Origin of the sequence: Myxococcus llanfairpwllgwyngyllgogerychwyrndrobwllllantysiliogogogochensis (genome assembly GCF_006636215.1) — a bacterium.
Taxonomy (GTDB): domain Bacteria; phylum Myxococcota; class Myxococcia; order Myxococcales; family Myxococcaceae; genus Myxococcus; species Myxococcus llanfairpwllgwyngyllgogerychwyrndrobwllllantysiliogogogochensis.
The window spans coordinates 1-22,944 of sequence record NZ_VIFM01000189.1 but is presented as its reverse complement, the minus strand read 5'-3'; the positions used below and the strand labels follow the sequence as shown (position 1 = coordinate 22,944).

The 22,944-nt window shown below is 67.6% G+C and carries 14 protein-coding genes; 7 read left to right on the top strand and 7 right to left on the bottom strand.

The features are described from left to right. Both FJV41_RS34310 and FJV41_RS34305 read left to right on the top strand, forming a co-directional pair. The coding region (locus FJV41_RS34310) for an EamA family transporter (RefSeq protein ID WP_141646820.1) at positions 1-425 on the top strand (425 nt) is incomplete at its 5' end. A 171-nt stretch (positions 426-596) separates the two neighbouring features. Then, positions 597-2,888 carry a hypothetical protein gene (locus tag FJV41_RS34305; protein WP_174454097.1) on the top strand — a complete coding sequence of 764 codons (2,292 nt, stop codon included), beginning with the start codon at positions 597-599 and terminating at the stop codon, positions 2,886-2,888. A gap of 26 nt (positions 2,889-2,914) precedes the next feature. On the opposite strand, the gene FJV41_RS34300 is transcribed toward FJV41_RS34305, so the two are convergent. The 3 genes from FJV41_RS34300 to FJV41_RS34290 form a co-directional block, all read right to left on the bottom strand. Then, entirely contained in the window at positions 2,915-4,900 is a 1,986-nt protein-coding gene (locus FJV41_RS34300; protein ID WP_141646819.1) for a hybrid sensor histidine kinase/response regulator, read from the bottom strand. A gap of 114 nt (positions 4,901-5,014) precedes the next feature. Further along, entirely contained in the window at positions 5,015-12,184 is a 7,170-nt protein-coding gene (locus FJV41_RS34295) for a HAMP domain-containing protein (RefSeq protein WP_438616772.1), read from the bottom strand. 469 nt (positions 12,185-12,653) lie between these two features. Continuing rightward, on the bottom strand, positions 12,654-13,544 hold the full coding sequence (locus tag FJV41_RS34290) for a hypothetical protein (protein WP_141646817.1): 891 nt from the start codon (positions 13,542-13,544) through the stop codon (positions 12,654-12,656). 182 nt (positions 13,545-13,726) lie between these two features. Between FJV41_RS34290 and FJV41_RS34285 the strand changes: the two genes are divergently transcribed. From FJV41_RS34285 to FJV41_RS54060, 3 genes are all read left to right on the top strand, one after another. Then, positions 13,727-16,219 (top strand): TonB-dependent receptor, encoded by a 2,493-nt coding sequence (locus FJV41_RS34285; RefSeq protein WP_141646816.1) that lies wholly within the window; start codon positions 13,727-13,729, stop codon positions 16,217-16,219. Between the two features lie 214 nt (positions 16,220-16,433). After that, a complete protein-coding gene (locus FJV41_RS34280; RefSeq protein ID WP_181791127.1) occupies positions 16,434-17,033 on the top strand; it encodes a transglycosylase domain-containing protein in 600 nt (199 codons plus the stop codon). Between the two features lie 202 nt (positions 17,034-17,235). After that, positions 17,236-18,183, top strand: a complete 948-nt coding sequence (locus FJV41_RS54060) for a hypothetical protein (RefSeq protein ID WP_246137597.1) — start codon at positions 17,236-17,238, stop codon at positions 18,181-18,183. 4 nt (positions 18,184-18,187) lie between these two features. Here FJV41_RS54060 and FJV41_RS34270 read toward each other — a convergent pair whose 3' ends face one another. The 3 genes from FJV41_RS34270 to FJV41_RS34260 are packed head-to-tail and all read right to left on the bottom strand — an operon-like array spanning position 18,188 to position 19,623. Next, entirely contained in the window at positions 18,188-18,484 is a 297-nt protein-coding gene (locus tag FJV41_RS34270; protein ID WP_141646814.1) for a cyclic-phosphate processing receiver domain-containing protein, read from the bottom strand. 25 nt (positions 18,485-18,509) lie between these two features. Continuing rightward, positions 18,510-18,743, bottom strand: a complete 234-nt coding sequence (locus tag FJV41_RS34265) for a hypothetical protein (RefSeq protein ID WP_141646813.1) — start codon at positions 18,741-18,743, stop codon at positions 18,510-18,512. Between the two features lie 34 nt (positions 18,744-18,777). Further along, positions 18,778-19,623 carry a 2-oxo acid dehydrogenase subunit E2 gene (locus FJV41_RS34260; protein WP_141646812.1) on the bottom strand — a complete coding sequence of 282 codons (846 nt, stop codon included), beginning with the start codon at positions 19,621-19,623 and terminating at the stop codon, positions 18,778-18,780. 113 nt (positions 19,624-19,736) lie between these two features. On the opposite strand from FJV41_RS34260, the gene FJV41_RS34255 reads away from it, so the two are divergent. Then, complete coding sequence (locus tag FJV41_RS34255) at positions 19,737-20,672, top strand: DUF1684 domain-containing protein (protein ID WP_141646811.1); 936 nt, start codon at positions 19,737-19,739, stop codon at positions 20,670-20,672. Between the two features lie 199 nt (positions 20,673-20,871). Next, the gene (gene yjjJ, locus FJV41_RS34250; protein WP_141646810.1) at positions 20,872-22,173 is read left to right on the top strand and encodes a type II toxin-antitoxin system HipA family toxin YjjJ; all 1,302 of its coding nucleotides are present in this window, start codon (positions 20,872-20,874) and stop codon (positions 22,171-22,173) included. A 71-nt stretch (positions 22,174-22,244) separates the two neighbouring features. Here the strand turns inward: yjjJ and FJV41_RS34245 are convergent, their stop codons facing one another. Next, positions 22,245-22,826, bottom strand: coding sequence for a type 1 glutamine amidotransferase domain-containing protein (locus FJV41_RS34245; protein ID WP_141646809.1), 582 nt, complete (start codon positions 22,824-22,826; stop codon positions 22,245-22,247). Positions 22,827-22,944 lie beyond the last annotated feature (118 nt).

The window sequence follows — 22,944 nt, the reverse complement described above, 5'->3', positions numbered from 1 at the left end:
GGAGTGGGTGGGCCACGCTGGCCCTGCTGGTGTCGCCGATGAGCTGGGCGCTGGGCTCCGTGCTCGGACGCCGCATGCCGATGCCCCAGGGGATGATGGCGCCCGCGGCGCAGATGCTCTGCGGTGGCGCGCTGATGCTGACCTTCGGGCTCCTGCGTGGCGAGCACCTGACGGCCATGCCGGATGCGCGCGCGCTCGCGGCCTTCGCGTACCTGGTCACCTTCGGCTCGCTGGTGGGCTACACCGTTTACGGCTACCTGATGCGGCACACGAGCCCCTCGGTGGCCACCAGCTACGCGTACGTCAATCCGGTGGTGGCGGTGCTCCTGGGCGTCGTGTTCGCGGGCGAGTCGATGAGCCCCCTGTCGTGGGTCGCCATGGCCGCGATTCTGGGCGCCGTCGTGCTGCTGACCCGCAAGCGCTGAGCACCTCGCGCGGACGCATCACCAGGAATGTCTGGCGTCAGCGAAGACCACTCGCGGAAGACCACTCGCGGACCCTGCGTGCTCGGAGGTCCGCACGTCGCGTGACACCCCGGACGAGAAGGGGCAGACGGCGCTTGACGCTGGTGCCCTCCCTCGCTGTTTAACGGGGGGATGGAATCCATCCGCGCGCTCTGTCTCGCATGGCTGCTGGTGGGTGGCCTCGCCGCCGCCGCGCCCGTCGTCCAGGTGCCCGAGGGCGGCGCCGGCGTGCCGGTGGTCTCGAAGGGTGTCGTCTGTGGCCCGCTGCGAGCGGGCTGGACGCTGGCGTCGGACAGTCGGACCCTGCGGCCTCCGCAGCGGGTGGAGCAGGACGACGCGCGCATCCAGGAGTTGAAGGTGGCGTCGTCGGTGGGGCAGTGCGAGACGACCGAGGAGCGCGTCACCGTCATCGCCACCGGCCCCTTTCCGCGCGTGGACGCGGCGGCGACGAACTTCTTTCCGGACGAGGGCCGCGTGGAGCTGCGCGGCGCGGGGCTGGACCACGTGGGCATCTCCTGGAGCGGGACGCCCCGGGGTGAGTCCCAGCCCCAGCTCATCGAGGGACAGGACCGGTGCCTGGCGCCCTCGACGGAGCGGGGGCCGGCGAGCTGCACGGTGCCCGTGGCGCGCGGGCTGCCCACGGACGCGGCGCTCTACTGGACACCGCCTCATGGTCGGCATGGACCGGATGTCACGACGTATGACGCGTCTGGAAACGTGGTGGACCCGGAGACGTTCCGGCTTCGCCCCGGGCGCGTGGTGTTGACCCAGCCGCTCATCCAGTCGGGTGGCGTGGATGTGTCGCGCGGGCCAGGCTCGGTGGCGCTGAGCCACTCGGAGGCGCTGGCGTCGGTGGACTGCGGGCCGGTGCGCTGCGAGGTGAACGAGGGCACGGTGTCGCTGCGCAACGTGCCGGGCGTGGACGTGAGCGTGACGCTGCGCCTGCGCCTGGCGCCGCGCATCTACTTCGCGCGCGGCGAGGTGCTGGAGCAGGTGCTGCTGGAGACGCTCCCCGTGCTGGCGTGTCCGCTCACGGCCGTGGAGGGCACGGTGCTGCGCGACGCGGAGAACGCGGCGATGGTGGTGCGGCTGGACACGTCATGCCAGCACGACCCGCGCAAGCTGTTGTGGTCGATGAACGACCAGCGGGCGCGGGTGGAGCGCGTGGTGAAGGCGCAGGACGGCGTCTATGTGTTGCTGCGCACGGGAGGCACGTCCGAGCAGCAGGTGACGGTCATCGCGCAGACCTCACGGGTGGAGGGCTCGGTGGTGGCGTCGGATACGACGAAGACGCAGCCGCTGCCCGTGCCGCGCGCGTCGCTGGAGCTGTCGGACCAGGGGGCCATCGACTTCATCCCCATCAACCGGCCGGCGGAGCTCATCGTGGCCTCGAGCGGAGAGCAGGGGCGCTTCGTTCCGCGTCCGGTGGCCGGGGCCTACAGCATCATCTCGCGGGACGGGACGACCTATGTGCAGGGCGAGCCCACCGCGGGCGGCTTCGTGTCGCTGCGCTTCGGCTATCAGGTGTCCACGCTGCCGGGAGAGCTGGCGACGGCGGACCTGTTCGTCGTCAACGAGCGGGTGCAGCGCTCGGTGCGCGAGGCCAGCGTGCCCATCCGCATCGAGAGCGTGGTGGAGCTGGTGTGCGCGGACAAGGAGGGCAAGGACCAGGTGCTGGAGCCCAGCCGTCCGCACCGAATCAACTACGAGATGCGCAACTCGTGTCGGGTCATCATCCACCGGGAGCGGCTCAAGCCCGAGCAGGGCACGCAGGAAATCGTGCTGCGCATCGACGTCACCAAGGCGGACGGCTCGGCGCGAGGGGAGAGTCACGTGGAGCAGCGGATGTTGCTGCGTCCGCAGGGCGAGGCCCGGACCATTCCCGTGCCGGGGCAGCTGGCGCAGTTCGACCGGATTCTCGTCCAGGTGTCACTGGTGGCGGACGAGTCGCGGTACGCGCTGAGCACGTCGGACCGCTCGGGGCTGCCGTCGGCACAATGGACGGCCATCGTCAGGGGTGGGCGCTTCCGGCTGTACACGACGGCGACGATTCCGGCGGGCCTCTACCGGGCGACGGAGCCCAGCGGGCAGCTCATCCTCAACTTCGGCGTGGTGTCGCGACTGGCGCTCTTGAACAACGAGGGCCAGGAGCGGCTCCTGGGTATCGAGATGGGGCTGATGGGCATGGGGTTGATTCCCCAGTCCGGCGACATCGAATTCCCGCCGACGCTGGCGGTGGTGCTGGGGCTCAGCTTGCGCGTGCCCATTGGACCGGGAGCGGCGGTGGGGGCGCAGGCGTGGGTGGCGCGCGAGTTCCGGGACGACATCACCCGCCGCTCCGACGGCTCCGTCGTCCCCTCCAGCCGCTGGTCCTTCATCTTCGGGCCCAGCATCTCCGTGGGCAACGTGGGCTTCAATCTCTGACGCCGCGCTCGCGCGCCGGCGCCCTGTCAGCTCGCGGTGCGCGTGCCGTGCTCGTGATGCACGCCGACTCCGGGGGACTCCGTCTCACGGGGCAGCCAGACGTTGAACGTGGACCCCTGGCCCGGCACGCCCTGGGACTCCACCCAGATGCGTCCGCCGTGCTGTTCGACGATGCCCTGGCTGATGGTGAGCCCCAACCCCAGGCCGCCGTACTTGCTGCCGTGCGCGCGCCCGAAGCGCTCGAAGATGAGCGCCTGCTTGTCCTTGGGAATCCCCACGCCGCTGTCCTTCACGGACAGGTGCACCCCTTCCTTCCCCTCGCGCACCAGCCGCACCAGCACCGCCCCACCCTCCGGTGAGTAGCGGATGGCGTTGGACAAGAGGTTCGTCAGCACCTGGTCCAACCGACCCCGGTCCCACGTCCCCTCCAGGTGCTCCGGCGCCTCCACCTGGATTTCATGCCCCTGCGACAACACCGCCATGCGGTCCCGCGTCTCCTGCACCAGCTGGCCCAGGTCGAACTTCTCCAGCTCCAGCGACAGCCGCCCCGCCTGCAGCCGGCTGATGTCCAGCAGGTCCTCCACCAGCTTCGCCATCCGGTCGATTTGCCGGTTGATGATTTTCAGCGACTTGCCGGGCCCCGCTTCCGTCTCGCCACCCAGCTTCAAGAGCGCCAGATGCGCGTGCCCCTTGGCCGCCGCCAGCGGCGTGCGCAGCTCGTGGCTCGCCGCCGCGAGGAACGCGTCCTTCGCCTCGCTCGCCAGCCGCAGCGCGGTCTCCGCGCGCTGACGCTCGGTGATGTCGCGTGCCACGGAGATGAACCGCCCCCCGGGCCCCTCCGCCGCCGACACGAACTGGAGCACCACCTCCACCGGCACCTCGGTGCCATCCCTGCGCCGGTGCGTCGTCGAGTACGTCTGGCTGGGCAACGTCCCACTCACCAACGGCGCCAGCAGCTTGCGGAACCCCGCCTCGTCGAACGCGCTCTCCACCTCCAGCACCGACAACCCCACCAGCTCGTCCGTGCTGCTCGACAGCTGCTTGGCCGCGCCCGCGTTGGCGTACGTGAGCGTCAGCGAGTCCGGCGAGAACATCAGGACGCAGTCCAACGTCGCGTCCAGCGTCATCTTGAAGCGCCCCAGCGCCTCCTCCGCCCGCCGCTTGTCGTCGATGTCCGTGGCCACGGCAATCCAGCCCACCACGTGCCCGGACTCGTCCCGCTCCGGCACCGCGCGCGCCAGGTGCCAACGATACACGCCGTCGAAACGCCGCAGCCGGAACTCCCGCTCCACCCGCTGGCTGGAGCGGATGGCCGTCTCCCACGCCGAGCGCATCTCCTCCCGGTCCACCGGGTGCACGAACTCCAGGAACGTGCCCAACGACAGCGGATGCTCCTCGTGGATGCCCGTGTAGTCGCGCCCCGCCCGGTTGGCGTAGGTGAACGAGCCGTCCGCCCGCGCCGCCCACATCACCTCCGGCAGGGACTCCGTGAGCCGCCGGTAGCGCAGCTCGCTCTGCCGCTCCACCGCCTCGCGCTCGCGCTGGCGCAACATCGCCGCCTGCCGCTGGATTTGTTGTTCCTTGAGGAACAAATCCACGAAGACGCTGACCTTCGAGCGGAGGATTTCCGGGTCGAAGGGCTTGAGCAGGTAGTCCACCGCGCCGTGCGCATAACCCTTGAAGATGTGGGCCGCGTCGCGGCTGAGCGCGGTGAGGAAGATGATGGGAATGGTGCGCGTGCGCTCCCGCTGCTTGATGAGCGTGGCCGTCTGGAAGCCGTCCAGGCCCGGCATCTGCACGTCCATCAGGATGACGGCGAAGTCGCGCTGAAGCAGGAACTTGAGCGCCTCCTCGCCACTGGTCGCTTTGACAAGCTCCTGCCCCAACGGCTCGAGGATGGCCTCCAGCGCCAGCAGGTTGGACGGGTGGTCGTCCACCATCAGGATGCTCGCCCGGGGACGGCTTGCGCCGTCCTGGGGGCGTTCGGCGGAGATGTGTTCGCTAGGCGTCATTGAAATAGGAGCAAGGTATGCCCCGACCGTTCACTGGCGGGACAGGCTAGGCGCGACCCCCGCCGTCCCCAAGCCCGGCGGTGACGAGTCGTGCGCTAGCCATCATTCGACCTTTCAAGCCGACACCCAGAGACGGATGAGTTCCAAAAGCTTGTCCGTATCCACCGGCTTGGGCAGGTAGTCACTGGCCCCCGCGGCCATGCACTTCTCCCGGTCGTCCTTCAGGGCCTTCGCGGTGACGGCGATGATGGGCAGGCTGGCGTACTTCACGTCCTTGCGGATGGCCCGCATGGTCTCGTACCCGTCCATCTCCGGCATCATCACGTCCATCAGCACGATATCCACGTCGCGGTGCTGCTCGAGCGTCTCGATGGCCGCCCGCCCGTTCTCGGCGAAGACCACCTGCATGCCGTGGTTCTCCAGCACGCTGGTGAGGGCGAAGATGTTGCGCATGTCGTCATCGACGACGAGCACCTTCTTGCCCACCACCTCCGACTCCTGCTCGCTGCGCTGCGCCAGGGCCGCCCGCGCGCGGGGAGGCAGGTTCTGGTCCAGTCGGTGCAGGAACAGCGCCGTGTCACTGAGCAACTGTTCGGGACTCTTCGTTCCGCTCTTGAGGATGACGCTGCCGGTGTAGCGGCGCAGGCGCGTGTCGTCCTTCGGCGTCAGCTCCTTGCCCGTGTAGATGACGATGGGCAGGTCCCTGAAGCGCTGCTGCGTCTTCACCTCCTCCACCAGCTTGATGCCGTCCATGTCCGGCAGGAGCAGGTCGATGACGAGGCAGTCGTACTCACCCTCCTCCAGCTTCTGGAGGACCTCCTGGCCGGTGGCCACCGCCGTGACGGCGACGTCGCCGCCCTCGGCGAGCAGGCTGACCAGGCTGTTGCGCTGGACGTCGTCGTCCTCCACCAGCAGCAGCCTGCGCTCCGTGCGCTCCAGGAACTTCGCCAGCTGGTTGAACACCCGCTCCAGGCCCTCCTTGCTGACGGGCTTGGTGAGGTAGCCGAACGCGCCCTGGGCGTTGCCCAGGTGCTTGTCCATGACGCTGATGATGTGCACCGGGATGTGGCGCGTGCGCGGGTTGCGCTTGAGCCTGTCGAGCACGCTCCAGCCGTCGACGACGGGCAACTGGATGTCGAGCGTCACCGCGTGCGGCTGGAACTCGTTGGCCATGGACAGGCCGGTGTCACCCCGCGTGGCGACCAGGGCCTTGAAGCCCTTCTCCCGCGCCAGCTGCACCATGATGCGGGCGAACTTCAGGTCGTCCTCGATGATGAGCAGGACACGGTCACCCTCGCGGATGTGGTCCCGGTCGTCCTCCACCGCGAGCGGCGGAAGCAGCGAGTCCACCTGAGGAGGCGGCAGCGCCGAGTCCAGCACATGGGCGTTCTCCGCGGCGGTCGGCGGCACCGGCGCCGGCGCGGGCGTCGGGAACAAGGGCTCCGACGAGGCGTGGGACATGCGAGACAGCGGCTCGAGCGGCGAGGGCATGACCGGCATGACCGGCAAGCCGTCGTCCTCCGGGCCCACGTACTCGGGCGGCAGGTACAGCGTGAAGGTGCTGCCCTTGCGCGGCTCGCTGTGGACGTGGATTTCGCCGCCCAGGAGCTTGGCGATTTCGCGGCTGATGGACAGGCCCAGGCCGGTGCCGCCGTACTTGCGCGCGGTGGAGCCGTCCGCCTGCTGGAACGCCTCGAAGATGAGGCGCTGCTTGTCCTTGGCGATGCCGATGCCCGTGTCCGTCACCGAGAAGGCGAGCACGAAGCGCGAGCGCTTGAGCACCTCGTGGTCCAGGCGCGTGCCCGGCTCGGCCAGCTTCACCGTCATCTTCACGCTGCCTTCGTCCGTGAACTTGAAGGCGTTGGAGAGCAGGTTCTTGAGCACCTGCTGCAGCCGCTGCGGGTCGGTGCGGATGTGGCGGGGGGCGCCCTGCGCCACCTCCACCGTGAAGGCCAGGTTCTTCTGCTCCGCGACGGGGCGGAAGCTCCGGTCGATGAACTGGTTCAACTCCGACAGGACGATGTCCCGCGGCTCCACCTGCATCTTCCCGGCCTCCACCTTGGACAGGTCGAGGATTTCGTTGATGAGGCTGAGCAAATCACCACCGGAGGCGTAGATGGTGTTCGCGTACTCCACCTGCTTGGTGCTGAGGTTGCCGTCCTTGTTGTCGGACAGCAGCTTGGCCAGGATGAGCAGGCTGTTGAGCGGCGTGCGCAGCTCGTGGCTCATGTTGGCCAGGAACTCGCTCTTGTACTTGGAGATGACGGTGAGCTGCTCGGCCTTCTCCTCCAGGCTGACGCGGGCGCGCTCGACTTCGTTGTTCTTCTCCTCGACGCGGCGGTTCTGCTCCTCGAGCAATTTCGCCTTGTCCTCCAGCTCGCTGTTGCTGCGCTTGAGCGCGTCCTGCTGCTGCGTCAGTTCGCGCGACTGGCTCTGCAGCTCCTGAGTCAAACCCTGCGACTGCTGCAGGAGCTGCTCGGTGCGCATGTTCGCCATGATCATGTTCAGGACCACGCCGATGCTCTCGGTGAGCTGGTCCAGGAAGATTTGATGGATGGCGCTGAAGGTGTGGAACGAGGCCAGCTCGATGACGGCCTTGACCTCACCTTCGAACAGCACGGGCAGGACGATGATGTTGAGGGGCGCGGACTCGCCCAGGCCGGAGGAGATGGTGATGTAGTCCGGCGGCACGTGGGTGAGCAGAATCGTCTTCCGCTCCAGGGCCGTCTGCCCGACGAGTCCCTCGCCCAGCCGGAACCGGTTGGCGATGTGCTTGCGCTCCCGGTACGCGTAGGTGCTCGTCAGCTTGAGCACCGGCGTGCCGGAGTCGGTGTCCATCAGGAAGAAGGCGCCGTGGTGCGCGGAGACCAGCGGCGTCAGCTCGCTCATGATGAGGCGGCTGACGGCGTCCAGGCTCTTCTGGCCCTGCATCATGCCGCTGAACTTCGCCAGGTTCGTCTTGAGCCAGTCCTGCTCCTGGTTCTTCTGCGTGGTCTCACGCAGGTTGACGATCATCTGGTTGATGTTGTCCTTCAGCGCGGCGACCTCGCCCTCGGCGACGACGGTGATGCTCCGGGTGAGGTCACCCTTCGTCACCGCGGTGGCCACGTCGGAGATGGCGCGCAGCTGGCTGGTCAGCGTACCGGCGAGCTGGTTCACGTTGTCGGTGAGCTGCCGCCACGTGCCGCGCGCACCGGGCACGCGGGCCTGACCGCCCAGCTTTCCTTCGATACCGACTTCGCGGGCCACCGTGGACACCTGCTCGGCGAACGTCCCCAGTGTGTCCGTCATGTTGTTGATGGTGTCCGCGAGCGCGGCCACTTCGCCCTTCGCGTCGACGATGAGCTTCTGGGTGAGGTCACCGTTGGCGACCGCCGTCACCACGCGCACGATTCCGCGCACCTGCGTGGTGAGGTTGGAGGCCATGAAGTTCACGTTGTCCGTGAGGTCCTTCCACGTGCCGGCCACACCGGGCACGCGGGCCTGTCCCCCCAGCTTCCCCTCGACACCGACTTCGCGGGCCACCGTGGACACCTGCTCGGCGAACGTGCCCAGCGTGTCCGTCATGTTGTTGATGGTCTCCGCGAGGGCCGCCACTTCGCCCTTCGCTTCGACGACCAGCTTCTGCTTGAGGTCGCCGTTGGCGACGGCCGTCACGACCTTGACGATGCCGCGCACCTGCGTCGTCAGGTTGCGGGCCATGAAGTTCACGTTGTCCGTCAGGTCCTTCCAGACGCCGGACACCCCGCGCACTTCCGCCTGTCCACCCAGCTTGCCTTCCGTGCCGACCTCGCGCGCGACGCGCGTCACCTCCGAGGCGAACGAGTTGAGCTGGTCCACCATGATGTTGATGGTGTCCTTCAGCTCCAGAATCTCGCCCTTCGCGTCGACGGTGATTTTCTTGGAGAGGTCACCGTTGGCGACCGCCGTCGTCACCAGCGCGATGTTTCGCACCTGCGCGGTGAGGTTGGAGGCCATGCTGTTCACGTTGTCCGTGAGGTCCTTCCACGTACCGGCGACTCCCGGCACCGCGGCCTGACCACCCAGCTTGCCGTCCGTTCCCACTTCCTTCGCGACGCGAGTCACCTCGGCGGCGAACGCGCGGAGCTGGTCCACCATCGTGTTGATGGTGCTCTTGAGCTCCAGGATTTCGCCCCGCGCCTCGACGGAGATTTTCTGCGACAGGTCGCCATTGGCGACCGCCGTCGTGACCTTGGCGATGTTTCGCACCTGGTCCGTGAGGTTGCCGGCGAGGACGTTCACGTTGTCGGTGAGGTCCTTCCACACGCCCGCGACTCCGGGCACCGCGGCCTGACCGCCCAGCTTGCCCTCGGTGCCGACCTCCTTCGCGACACGCGTCACTTCCGACGCGAAGCCTCGGAGCTGGTCCACCATCGTGTTGATGGTGTTCTTCAGCTCCAGCACCTCGCCCTTCACGGAGACGGTGATCTTCTGCGACAGGTCGCCGTTGGCGACGGCCGTTGTCACCTTGGCGATGTTTCGCACCTGGTCCGTGAGGTTTCCGGCGAGGACGTTCACGTTGTCGGTGAGGTCCTTCCAGACGCCGGACACGCCCTTCACGTCGGCCTGACCGCCCAGCCGGCCCTCGGTGCCGACCTCCTTCGCGACGCGAGTCACCTCGGCGGCGAACGCGCGGAGCTGGTCCACCATCGTGTTGATGGTGCTCTTGAGCTCCAGCACCTCGCCCTTGGCGTCGACCGTGATTTTCTTCGACAGGTCGCCATTCGCGACAGCCGTCGTCACCTCGGCGATGTTTCGCACCTGGGCCGTGAGGTTGTTGGCCAGCAGGTTCACGTTGTTGGTGAGATCCTTCCACGTGCCCGCGACGCCCGGCACCTCCGCCTGGGCGCCCAGCTTGCCCTCGACACCCACCGTGCGGGCGACGTCCGTCACCTGCTGGGCGAAGATGGACAGGGTCTGCGTCATCGCGTTGATGGTCTCCGCGAGGGCGGCGATTTCGCCCTTCGCGTCCATGATGAGCTTCTGGGTGAGGTCTCCGTTGGCGACCGCCGTCACCACGCGCACGATGCCGCGCACCTGGCTGGTGAGGTTGGAGGCCATGAAGTTCACGTTGTCCGTGAGGTCCTTCCAGACGCCGGACACCCCGCGCACCTCGGCCTGACCACCCAGCTTCCCCTCGGTGCCGACTTCCTTCGCGACGCGCGTCACTTCCGACGCGAAGCCTCGGAGCTGGTCCACCATCGTGTTGATGGTGCTCTTGAGCTCCAGCACCTCGCCCTTGGCGTCGACCGTGATTTTCTTCGACAGGTCACCATTGGCGACGGCCGTGGTGACTTCGGCGATGTTGCGGACCTGGTCGGTGAGGTTGTTCGCGAGCAGGTTCACGTTGTTGGTGAGGTCCTTCCACGTACCCGCGACGCCCGGCACCACGGCCTGGGCGCCCAGCTTGCCTTCCACGCCCACCGTGCGAGCGACGTCCGTCACCTGCTGCGCGAAGATGGAGAGCGTCTGCGTCATCGCGTTGATGGTGTCGGCCAGTTCGGCGACCTCGCCCTTGGCCTCCATCTTCAGCCGCTGCGTCAAATCCCCGTTGGCGACCGCCGTCACCACCTTGGCGATGCCACGCACCTGGGTGGTGAGGTTGACGGCCATCACGTTCACGTTGTCCGTGAGGTCCTTCCACGTACCGGAGACGCCCTTCACCTCGGCCTGTCCGCCCAGCTTGCCGTGCGTGCCGACCTCGCGCGCGACGCGCGTCACCTCCGAGGCGAACGAGTTGAGCTGGTCCACCATCGTGTTGATGGTGTTCTTCAGCTCCAGAATCTCGCCGCGAGCATCGACCGTGATTTTTTTCGACAGGTCGCCATTGGCCACCGACGTCGTCACCAGGGCGATGTTGCGCACCTGGGTGGTGAGGTTGGAGGCCATGCTGTTGACGTTGTCGGTGAGGTCCTTCCACACGCCAGCGACGCCCTTCACATCGGCCTGACCGCCCAGCTTGCCGTCGGTGCCCACCTCGCGCGCGACGCGCGTCACTTCGGAGGCGAACGCGCGGAGCTGGTCCACCATCGTGTTGATGGTGTCCTTCAGCTCCATCACCTCGCCCTTCACGTCCACCGTGATTTTCTTGGACAGGTCGCCCTTGGCGACGGCCGTCGTCACGTCGGCGATGTTGCGCACCTGGGCCGTGAGGTTGTTGGCCATCAGGTTGACGTTGTCGGTGAGGTCCTTCCACGTGCCGGCGGCGCCGGGCACCTGGGCCTGGGCGCCCAGCTTGCCCTCGACACCCACCGTGCGCGCCACGCTCGTCACCTGCTGGGCGAAGACGTTGAGCGTGTCCGTCATGTTGTTGAGCGTCGCGCCCAGGGCGGCGATTTCGCCCTGCGACGGCACCATCAGCTTCTGGGTGAGGTCACCGTTCGCGACGGCCGTCACCACCTTCACGATGCCGCGCACCTGCGTCGTGAGGTTGGACGCCATGAAGTTCACGTTGTCCGTGAGGTCCTTCCACGTGCCGGACACACCGGGCACCGCGGCCTGACCGCCCAGCTTTCCTTCCGTGCCCACTTCACGCGCCACGCGCGTCACTTCGGAGGCGAAGCCGTTGAGCTGGTCCACCATCGTGTTGATGGTGCTCTTCAGCTCCAGCACCTCGCCGCGCGCGTCCACCGTGATTTTCTTGGAGAGGTCGCCGTTGGCGACGGCGGTGGACACCTCGGCGATGTTTCGCACCTGGGCCGTGAGGTTGTTGGCCATCAGGTTCACGTTGTCCGTGAGGTCCTTCCACACGCCGGACACGCCCTTCACCTCGGCCTGTCCGCCCAGCTTGCCGTCGCTGCCGACCTCGCGCGCGACGCGCGTCACCTCGGCGGCGAACGAGTTGAGCTGATCCACCATCGCGTTCACGGTGGTGCCGATGCGCAGGAACTCGCCCTTCACCGGCTGGCCGTCGATTTCGAGGGCCATCTTCTGCGTCAGGTCGCCTTCGGCCACCGCCACCAGCACGCGAGCGACTTCCGTCGTCGGCTGCACCAGGTCGCCGATGAGCGCGTTGATGGAGTTGATGCTCGTGGCCCAGTCGCCGCGCGCGTCGCCCAGCGACACACGCTCGCCCATGCGGCCCTCGCGGCCCACCACGCGGGAGACGCGCACCATCTCATGCGTCATGGCCGAGTTGAGCGTCACCACCGCGTTGAAGGCGCGGGAGATGTCATCCATCACCGGGAGGGTGGAGAAGTCCGGCAGGCGCACGGAGAAGTCTCCGCCCTGCACGGCCCGCAGCGCGGCCAGCAGCGTCCGCATCGGGTCATCCCCTCGGATGCGCGCACCACCGCCGGGCGTCCTGGCGCCGCCGCCACGACTCCGCGCACCCTCGTCCGCCTGCCTGCCCGCCCCATGAGAGGGCTTCGAGTCACTCGCACGGGTGCGGGTGCGCTCGGCTTCCACGCGGTGGGCCGCGAGGGTGTCGCTGGAGGTCTGCGGGCTGGAAGCCACATCGCTCCGAGGCTGCTTGCGCGTCGAGGCGCGCTTCTTGCCATTGCTGGAGCTGGGAACCTTGGTGTCGTCCACGAGGAGAACCCTTCTGATCGGGATGAACGCCGTGAGCTGTGTTTCACGACGGACGGCCGGGGCGCGAATCTCCTGTGAGTTCGCGGGCTTGTCGATTCAAAGCCCGCCCTGACAGGACGATTTGTCGCCTACTGGACTTCCACTCCGAACTTCCGGACGCCCCGTGTGGAAACCACGGGACCCGGAGCCTTTGTGCAACATGTCAGGGCGGCGGCGCCGTGCAGGGAAAACCGTCGCAGCCCTGGACATAGAGCGGCCGACCGGAGAGCCGGCGAGCAGGGGCCAGACTCCGGTATTCCGGCGCTTTCTCACGCATTCCGGTGCGCACATCGACCGAGAACGACGGTGCCCCGGACGGTGTGCAGCCGATCAACAGCCGGTCCGGTTCATCCAGCCACCACACGGTCTCCACCGCGCAGGGGAGGTCCAGTTCAATGGGGGTAAGGGTGCGGGTGTCGAAGACGCGCAGCAGTCCTTCGGAGAGCACGGCGGCCAGCACGCCGCCCGAGCCCACGGAGAGTCGGCCCGTGGTTCCGGGAACGAGCGTCTGCGCGAGCACCGTGCCCCCAGGCGCCACGGAGACGAGCTGTCCGGAGGCATCCAGAGCCAGCATGCCGTGGGAGTGGCCGGCCAGGGCCATGGGCTCGAAGTCGCCCATGGGGCGCAGGGTGGCGCCGTCCTCGCGCAGCAAGCGGCCCGCGGCGGAGAGCCACAGCCGGTTGTCTCCGTCGAAGGCGAGGGCGAGGGTGCCGGTGAGTTCCCTGCGCGTGGCGGCGTCACCGGGGCCGCAGACGGCGACGGCGTGGGGGCCATAGACGGCGGCGCGCGTGGCGTCCGGGGAGACGGCCCAGCCCAGCCGGGCTTCGGGGTGGGCCTTGGAGAGACAGTGGTTGAGGGCGCCGAAGTTCGGGTCCGTCGTCGGAGAGGACACGAGGTAGGGCAGGCTGGTGGTGGCGACGTAGAGGAGAAGGCCCAGCGAGACGGCGGTGGCGAGGGTGAGCGGCCAGGGCCGGAGGCTGCGAGCGCGCGTGTTCCTCGCGGACGCGCGTGCGCCCTTCCTTCCCGTGGTCACCGCGCTCTCGCGTCCACTCAAGGTTGAGACCTCGTGACAGTGCTGCCCCGGCCCTCGACCTCACACGAATAGCGCCCGACCCGCTTCCGAGCCACCCACCCCGAGGCTGGCTCCAGCACAGCACGGAATCATCACGGGTGCCTGCCTGCTTCGTGCGGAAACCATGACGAACGACGCTCGGGCCCCATGGAAGGTTCTGGGAGATGCGGAACCTGACCGTGTTTCACGTCGTCGTCGGAGTCCTCGTGGGGATGAGCCAGGCACCCACTGCCAGGGCGGAGCCCACGAGCAGCATCTTGGGCACGGTGATTGACGCCCAGAGCCGACAGCCCGTCGGGGATGTCGTCGTGACTGCTTCCGCGTCCGAGCCCCAGGGCGAGTTCACTGTCGTCACGGAAATGGACGGCACCTACCGGTTCGAGCTCCTTCCACCGGGCGTGTACGAACTGCGCTTCGAGAGGGAAGGATTTCTACCGTTGAGGAGGGACTCGGTCCCCGTGCGAGAAGCGCGTGCCTTGCGCATCAGTGCCAGCCTCCTTCCCGAGTCCTTTCGAGAGTTGTTTGAGCCCACTCGCGGCGAGTTCCCCCCCGTGGACACCGAGAGCACGGGTGTCTCCGAGTCCCTCGACCATCTCGACTGCGACCTTCTTCCCGTCGCACGGCCCATCCCGGGCAGCGCGATGCGCTCGGTCGACAGGCTTCAGTCCTTGCGCTCGGAAGCAGTCGACACGGACCAGGGGCTCACGCTCCTCGGCGCGAGTCCCTCGGAGAACGGATATGTGCTGGACGGCCTCTCCACCCAGGACGGTGTGTTCGGGCGCAATGCCGTACCCCTGAGCCTGGAGCTGCTTCAGTACGACTGGGGTGAGCTGCTGTTCCGTGGGCGCATTCCCCAATACGGACGAGCCACGGGAGTCATCATCGATGCGGGGGAGAACAAATCCGGTGGCAATGAGTTCAACGGGGCCGTCTTCGCCCATTGGGCCACCGGCTTGCTCCAGGGGCGTCGGCCGCTCCAGGACAGTCCCCATGAAGTGATTGAGAACATGGGAGAGCTGGGCGCGGTCCTCTCCGGCTCCATCCTGAAGGACCAGCTCTGGTTCTCCCTGGGGCTGATTCCCTCGGTTCAGCGAGTGGAGAGCACACGCTCGCGGTCAGCCGTCCCCGAAGAGGACTCCCTCACCATTCAATCCGACCAACGAGAGGTCCAGGCCTTGGGTCGCCTGACCTACCTGTTCAACGCGGACCACAACACGACGCTGACGTTCATCACGATGCCCGCCACCCAGCGATTGCATGAGGGGACGGCTGCTTTCGCACCACGCACGCTGGAGCGAGACACCCTGCTGCTCGGACTCGGGCACCGCGGGGGACTGTTGGACAAGGCGGTGTTGCTCGATATCGATGCGCGCTGGCTTCGACAACACTTCTCCCAGCGCCCTGCTCTCTCGGGGGACACGGGGACGGAGACAGAAGGCCTCGCCTGCGGCTCCGCGCTGTTGGCGCTCTACACCCGGTGCGGAGACGAAGAGCACGAGACGAATCAATTCCAGGTCCAGGGACGGGCCCACTTTCGGAACTATGGAGCCCTGGGAATCCCAAAGCTGCAGCACACCCTGAAGGTGGGGCTCGATGCGGAGTGGCTGGTCCACGACGCGGTGCAGAGAGTCCCCAGCGCGCAACGCCGGTCTCCCCGTGGCCTCCAGTCAGCGCCTTCGAGCATCGCGACCCGGACACATCGCGACGTGGTGGGGGGCTTCGTCCAGGACTCCTGGATGTACTCCTACCTTCTGACCCTCAACGTCGGGCTTCGTTACGACATGCAGCGGCTCGTGCCCTCACACGGGGAGACACGTGCTGAAAGCCACATGCTCTCGCCTCAATTGGGCGTAGTCGTGGACCCCTTCGAGCGTGGCGAGATGCGCCTCTTCGCTCACTACGGCAAGTATCGCGGGCGCGTGTTGCTCGGACTGCTGCTTCCTGATGCATCGGGTGAGCAGGTTCGCGGGGTGGAGGTGGATCCCCACCTTTCACCTGCCTCGACCAGCGAGGTCACACTCGGCACCGACGTGGCGGTGCTTGGCGAAACAGTCATGAGCGTGACCTATGTCCGCAGGGAGCTGGATACGGGACTGGGACTCGTGAGCAACCCGAGCGGCGATAGATGGCGGCTCGTCAATCCCGGGAAGGGGTTGGGCTCCGGCCTGCCCAAGCAGGAGCAGACTCATGACGCGGTGACGTTGGAGCTGGCACGAACGGCCGCTTACGACTGGATGGGGCAGGCCAGCTACACGTGGTCGCGCTTCAGCGGCAGTCGTGAGGACCCGCTGAACCACATGCTGCGAGGAACGTCCGCCGTGGCACGGCGCACCCATGTCCTCAAGGCCTCCGGGGCAAGGCGGCAGCGATTGACCCCGGCGCTATCAGCCCGTCTGGGCCTGGCCTATGTCGCCGCGTCGGGAGCACTCAAGGCAGGACAGCGGGGATCCACGCCTTGGTTGCATGTCGTCGATGCGCGGTTCGGAGTGGACTATCAATTCGACCGTGGCAAGGCACTGTCCTTCGACCTCGATGCCTTCAATCTCTTCAACATCCAGACGGAGACGCGGATGACTTCGAGCAGCGATGGCCCCACCGTGGCCCTGGAGCATCAACCACCGAGACAGGTGCGCTTCGGGGCGCGGTACACGTTCTGAGTCCTGGCCTGAAGGCTGCACTGCGCCGAGGCCCATGCGATGGAAGCGCGGCTTGCGGTGGCTGGTGTGTCTGCTGGGACTCGCAGTTGTGGTGCCATTGGCCGCACTGGAGGGCTTCTACAGCCACACGCTCGCGAGGGTCCCTGTCCTTCCCTCCAAGCCCGTGCCTCTTTTCCGACCCGCGGAGCAACTCCGGTTCCGATGGTGGATGAGCATGGAGCGGCCTCAGGTGACTCACGTCCAACCCATCTGGCCCTGGACAGTGGCCGTCGGTGTATTGCAATTGATGGCCTTTTCGACCGCGTGCCTCGAAGAAATCGAACCCGAGGGATTCGGGCTCGCACTCGATGCCGCGTATCGCTGGAGCAATGAATTGGAGCAGCACGGCGCTGACGGTATTCGGCGCGAGGAGCGCGTCGCGCTGGCGGTCTGGCTCACTCGCCACTGGAGCGCGGAGGACCTGGTGCTGCACGAACTCCGGCACCGCGTATTCCACGAGCAGCAACAGGGTGTCTTCGACGTTGCCAGGAGTATCTTCGGCAAGGAGTGGGCGGAGCTCGACCTCGCGAGCATCGCGCTGCTCAAGGCGGTCTACGACGCCCCCGTGAGACGGGACCCCTGGTGCAATCCGGAGCGCAGCCTCGAGGGTCGCGATTGGCTCCTGCGATACGCTCACGCAAACGCGACCATCACCGTGGATGAACTGGAAGAAGCCCTCAGGGCGCGGCCCCTCCTCGCACCACGCCCCGTGCAGTGGCCTCCCTGCGGAGAGACTCGTGAGGGTGACACCTGGGATTCCGCCCCGCCGCCTTGACGAGGACGCACCCGCACAGAACGGACACCACTTCTCCGTCGACGCCCGGCTGAGCCCTCCGCGCGCCCCTCCCTCCCTGCTCGCAGGGGCGCCGCGCGGACGGGCATCACTCCGGATGAACGCGAGCGTGCGAGCTTCCGCGAGGCTCGCTTGTCGCCAGGGCCCCAAGCCTCAACCTTGAGCACGAGGAAAGGACCCCACCATGCGACGAGCGCTCTTCTCCGCGGCCCTGACGTTCAGCTTCTTGATGACTCCCGTTGCCCTCGCGCAGACAGCGGGCGGTGGGTCGAGCGGTGGGTCGTCCGCTCCTGGAATGACCTCACCTCCACAGAACCAGCAAGGCCGAGGTGTCTCGGGAGATACCGGCACGCAGCCACCGGGCACATATGAGTCCGGCAGCTACTCTCCCGTCCCACAGGGCGCCACCGGAGCCGAGGACAACCTCGGTACGCCGAACACGGATTACTCGGGCACGGGTGGCTCCGGAAACACGAATAACACCCCGGCCTCGAACCAAGGCTCTGAAAACCAGGGCTCTGGAAATGACGTCCCCAGCGGCAGGGCGCCCCCCACGCAGGGAGGCACCGAACCTTCCGACGCGGCGGGTGACGCGCATGGCGGCAGCGCGGAGGCCGCTTCCTCGGGGAAGGACCTGAGCCCGAAGCAACTGACTCGTGAAGTCGCGATGCTTCGCTCCGATGTCCTGCGCCTCCAGCGACAGGTCAACGCCCTGCGCGGCCCGCACTCGGACAAACAGGACGAAGGCACCGGCGGCTCGGGACAGGCGGCCTCGGGACAGGCGACCTCGGACCAGAGCACGCCCCCCAAACAGAGCGCGTCCCCGGAGCCCGCGCGGGACACGGGGGCGAACCCCGAGAAGACCGTGGTCGCCAACGTCGTCATGCGCGGACAGGTGGCCTCGACCTCGAAGGGACGCGTCGTGGTCCGAGACGCGGAGACCGGAGACCTCTACAACCTCCGCGTCGGCCAGAACACCCAGGTGGTCCGCAACGGACAACGCATCTCACTCGAGAGCCTGCCCCAAGGCACCGCCGTCCAGGCCGCCTTCAACCTCATCGCCGACGGCAGCACCAGCGCGACCCGCATCCAGGTCGCCCCGAGCCCGAGTCCAACTCCGCGCTCACGCTGAGCCGTCACCGCTCGCGAACGAAACGCTCGATGCGCTCCATCGCCAGCTCCATCTTGTGGCGCGCGGAGCTGTTCGCTGAATGCACTCGGACACGCGGAGGAACAAAGCCCCGCGTGGCCACCGCTTCCTCGAGCCAGAGCAGCACGTCGTAGCCCGTGCCGTGCTCATCGTCTCCAAGGTCATGGTCGAGGCTGAGCTCGACCACCTGCCCACCTTCGAGCAACGCGATGGCCTCCTCCGGCCACCGCACCGCCACCCAGCCCTCCGGCGTGGGCCTCTCGTCGTCCAGATAGACCTTCATCGAGGGGCCTGCTCCACAAAAGACCTCAGCGCTCCTCGTCCTTGGACGACTTGCTCTCCGCGAGCTGCCGCATCTTCGCGGCGAAGGGGCTCTCCCCTTCCGCGCGATTGGGCCCACCCGCCAGTCGCTGGCGTCGAGTCATCGCCAGTGGACCTTCCGCCGGGCCCTCGAGCGCTTCCTTCTCGTAGCGGTCCTGCCCTCCGAGCGCGCGCCCCACGGGACGGGCGGAGGCAACGCGACGATTGGTATCCACGGGCATGACGGGACCTCCAGCAGTGGCGACGTGTCCCGTTCTACCCCACCCGCGCGCCGCTCGCAGCCCCCCACGTCTCCTCGGGCGACTCCAGCGCCGCGCCCACGTGCCGCAGCACCTTCGCCACCACCTCCACGTCGAGCGCCCGCGCGTCCCACGTACACGTCAGCGTCATCATCCGCCCGGGAACCAGCTCCCCCGCTTCCACCACCGGCACGGTCCGCACCGCACCCGGCGCGAGGATGAGCGGCACCCGCGTGTACGGCACCGTCGCCACGAAGCCGCGCTCCAGCCCCAGCGAGCCCAGGCTCGTCACCACCACCGAACCGAACGGGTCCCTGGGCATCCCCACCCAGCGCAGGTCCACGTTCAGCGTGAACCAGACGAAGGACAGGAGCCGCAGCGCCAGACCCATGAACATCCCGGGGATGCGATACGAGCGACGCTTGCCCCGCTCGATGACCGCGTCCTTGCGCGAGCGCACCTGGGACACGACAGCCTCCATCGCCCGCGCGAACTCCTCCAAGGACAGGGTGTCCGCCCGAGGCACCGTGGCCGTCGTCAGGTCCGCCCGTCCCGACTCCTCGGGCTGCACGACGAGCACGCACACCCCCACGTCCACACGCAGCGAGGGCGCGCCCCAGCGCAGGAGCACGTTGGCCTCGGGGTGCAGGCGCAGCGCATCCGCGGACGCCTTGGCCACCAGGTGCGTCACCGTGAGTCGCTGTCCGGTGCGAGCCCGCCACGCCTCCAGGAACGCGACGGCCTTCTCCATGCGCACTTCGAGGGACGCATAGGCGCTCGGGTCCTTGGGCGAACGCCACGCCCCCAGGGCGAGCTTGCGGAAGGCACCCGGCGGCGGTGCCGGCTTCAGGTCGAGTTCCACGGCGGGTGTCCGGCTTCGCACGGAGCCCGGTCGCCTGCAACCCTGCGCCGCGCACCCCACCCTGTTAGACAGGGGGCCGCTGCTGGAAGCCCCCTCTCACCGAGGCACCCGACATGACGCCCCTTGCCCTGGCCCTGTCCCTCGCCCTCCAGGCCGCGCCGGCCCCGCAGAAGGCCCCGCCGCCGAAACCCGCTGCCCCCGCCAAGACTGTGTCCACTCCCACGACGCCCGAAGACCTCACCGCCTCCACCCGCGCCTGGCATGAGCAGCGCATCCAGCGACTCCAGTCCGAGGAGGGTTGGTTGACGCTCGTCGGCCTCTTCTGGCTCAAGGAGGGCGAGCAGACCGCCGGCTCCGCGCCCGAGAGCGAACTGGACTTCCCGGCTGGTACGCCCGCGAAGCTCGGCACCTTCACTCGCAAGGGCAACACCGTCAGCTTCCAGCCCGCGTCGGGTGTGCAGTTCACGCGCAACAACGCGCCCTTCACCGGGGGCGAGCTGAAGACGGACGAGAAGGGCTCTCCGGATGTGGTGAAGCTCGGCAGCCTCAACTTCCAGGTCATCCTCCGAGGCGACAAGCTGGGCGTGCGAGTGAAGGACTCGCAGGCGCAGGCGCGCAAGCAGTTCCACGGCATCGAGACCTATCCGGCGAGCCCCACGTGGCGCGTCACCGCGCGCTTCGAGCCCTCGGCCACGCCGCGCACGCTCCAGGTTCCCAACGTGCTGGGAACCACGGAGGAGATGAAGGCGCCGGGCACGCTCGTCTTCACGATGGATGGCAAGGAGTACCGCCTGACGCCGGTGGAGGAAGAGGGCTCCAACCAGCTCTTCATCATCTTCGCGGACGAGACGAACCGCGATGCGACGTACGGCGCGGGCCGCTTCCTGTACTCGGACATGCCGAAGGACGGACAGGTGGTGCTCGACTTCAACCGCTCCTACAACCCGCCCTGCGCCTTCACGCGCTTCGCCACCTGCCCGCTGCCTCCGCGTGGCAACCGCCTGGCCCTCCGCGTGGAGGCCGGCGAGAAGCGCTACGGCGACCACTGAGGTTCAAGGGAGCTGTTCATCCCGCTGTGCCCACCGGGCCGACTCCGCTCTCACGCGGGGCGGCCCGGTTTCACTTTTCCCAGTGAATCCAAGAAGATGCTCGTGGCTCTCATCTCGGACATCCTTCGGAATTCGGTTCACGAATCGAATCAGAAATCTGTTCACGGATTGAATCAGGGAGACAGGGCGGGCCCTCATCATGGCCACGGTGGAACAGCTTCTAGCGGCCCTCGGCCGTCGGGATGAAGCCCGAGCGAGCGAGCTCGCGACGCAGCTCAAGGTTTCTCGCCCCTCGGTGACGCGCCTCCTGCTCGCAGCGGGGGACCGCGTGTGTCGCATGGGCGAAGGACCGGCGACCCGCTATGCGCGGACCCGCGAGCTGCCCCCGCTCGGCACACGGCTGAACGTCCACCGCATCGATGAAGCAGGCGCTGTCCACCGGTACGGCGTGCTCCGCTTGCTCACGGGTGGTCGACACTGGCTCGAATACACGGAACGCGCGCCCAAGCACTTCGAGGGGCTCCCGCCGTTCGCGACGGACATGAGTCCACAGGGCTACATCGGCCGGACATTCTCACTCCGCCATCCCGAGCTCTTGCTCCCCCAACGCGTGGCGGACTGGACGGATGACCACTGTCTCGTCGCGCTGGCCCTGCGTGGAGAGGACTGCGTCGGAGACCTCATCCTCGGTGACGAATCGCTCGACCGATATCTCGCCACGCCTCTGCCCACGGCGACTCCCGACGACTACCTCGCGCTCGCACGGGCTTCCGAACAGGGACCGTCGGGCTCCTCCGTGGGCGGAGAGCATCCCAAGTTCGCCACGTATACCCAGGGTCGCCACGTCATCGTGAAGTTCGCAGGCCCCGACGATGGAGCAGCGGCCTCTCGATGGAGGGACCTGCTCATCGCCGAAGCGCTCGCACTTGAAACTCTTCGCGACGCGGGCATCCCCGCGGCCAACGCGCGTTGGCTGGATGTGGAGGACCATCGCTTCCTCGAAGTGGAACGCTTCGACCGGCTCGGCGCACGCGGCAGGAAGGCCCTGCTGTCACTCGGAGCCATCACCGACGAGTACATCGGCCCGCGCGACACCTGGACGCAGGCCGCATCGAGAATGCATGAGGCGCAGCTCGTCTCTGAAGACGATGCACGGCGAATGCGCTGGCTCGACACCTTCGGCCAGCTCACCGGCAACACGGACCGCCACTTCGGCAACCTGTCCTTCTTCCCAGAAGGGACGAAGCGGTTCCGACTCGCGCCGGTCTACGACATGCTGCCCATGGTGTTCGCGCCCGTGGGAACGAACCTCGTCGAGCGGACCTTCACGCCACGCCCGCCCACCGCGAGCACCGTGGACGTCTGGTCCGACGCCGCACGTCTCTCCCTGGCCTACTGGGAGAAGCTCACACGAGAGCCCGCGCTCAGCGCGCCCTTCCGGGAGCACTGCGGCCACTGCGCGGCCACCCTCCAGACCTTCATGAACCAGCAGCCCGTCTGACCAAGGAACGCACTCCCGCAACAACAGGCCACGAGCCGACACAGCCCGTCCGCTCGTGGCCCGTGACTGAGTCAGTGCACGCTGGACGGCTGCTCCGAAGTGGCCTCGCGCCCGCGCGGTGATTCCAGGCGTGGGGCGATGCCCTGGGCCACCTGTCGCAGCAGCGCATCACTGAAGGCCGGCAGGTCCCCCGGGTTGCGCGAGGTGATGAGGTTGCCATCCTCCACCACCTCGCGGTCCACCCAGCGCGCGCCCGCGTTGATGAGGTCCGTGCGGATGGAGGGCCACGACGTGAGCGTCATCCCATCCGCGATGTCCGCCTCCACCAACATCCACGGCGCATGGCACACGGCCGCCAACGGCTTGTCCGCGCGGTAGAAGTCCCGCACGAAGCCCACCATGTCGATGTCCATGCGCAGGTGGTCCGGTGAGTAGCCCCCCGGAATCACCAGCGCATCGAAGTCCCGGGACGACACGTTCCGCACGGCCTTGTCCGGGGTGATGACCTCCTTGCCCTTCTTGCCCTTCACGGGTGTGTCGGCCTCCACGCCGATGACGACCGCCTCGTGCCCCGCTTGCTTCACGCGGTCATACGGAATGCGGAACTCGGAATCCTCGAAGTCGTCGGCCAGGATGAACGCGATGCGCGCCATAGGACGTCTCCTTGTTGCGAATGGACGGGTTGTCCCGTGCGCTCAAGGTGCCCACGCGCCCCGTGGCGACACAGGCGCGCCTCCGCGCTCGGCCCGCCCGCCTGCCCACCCTCCCGAC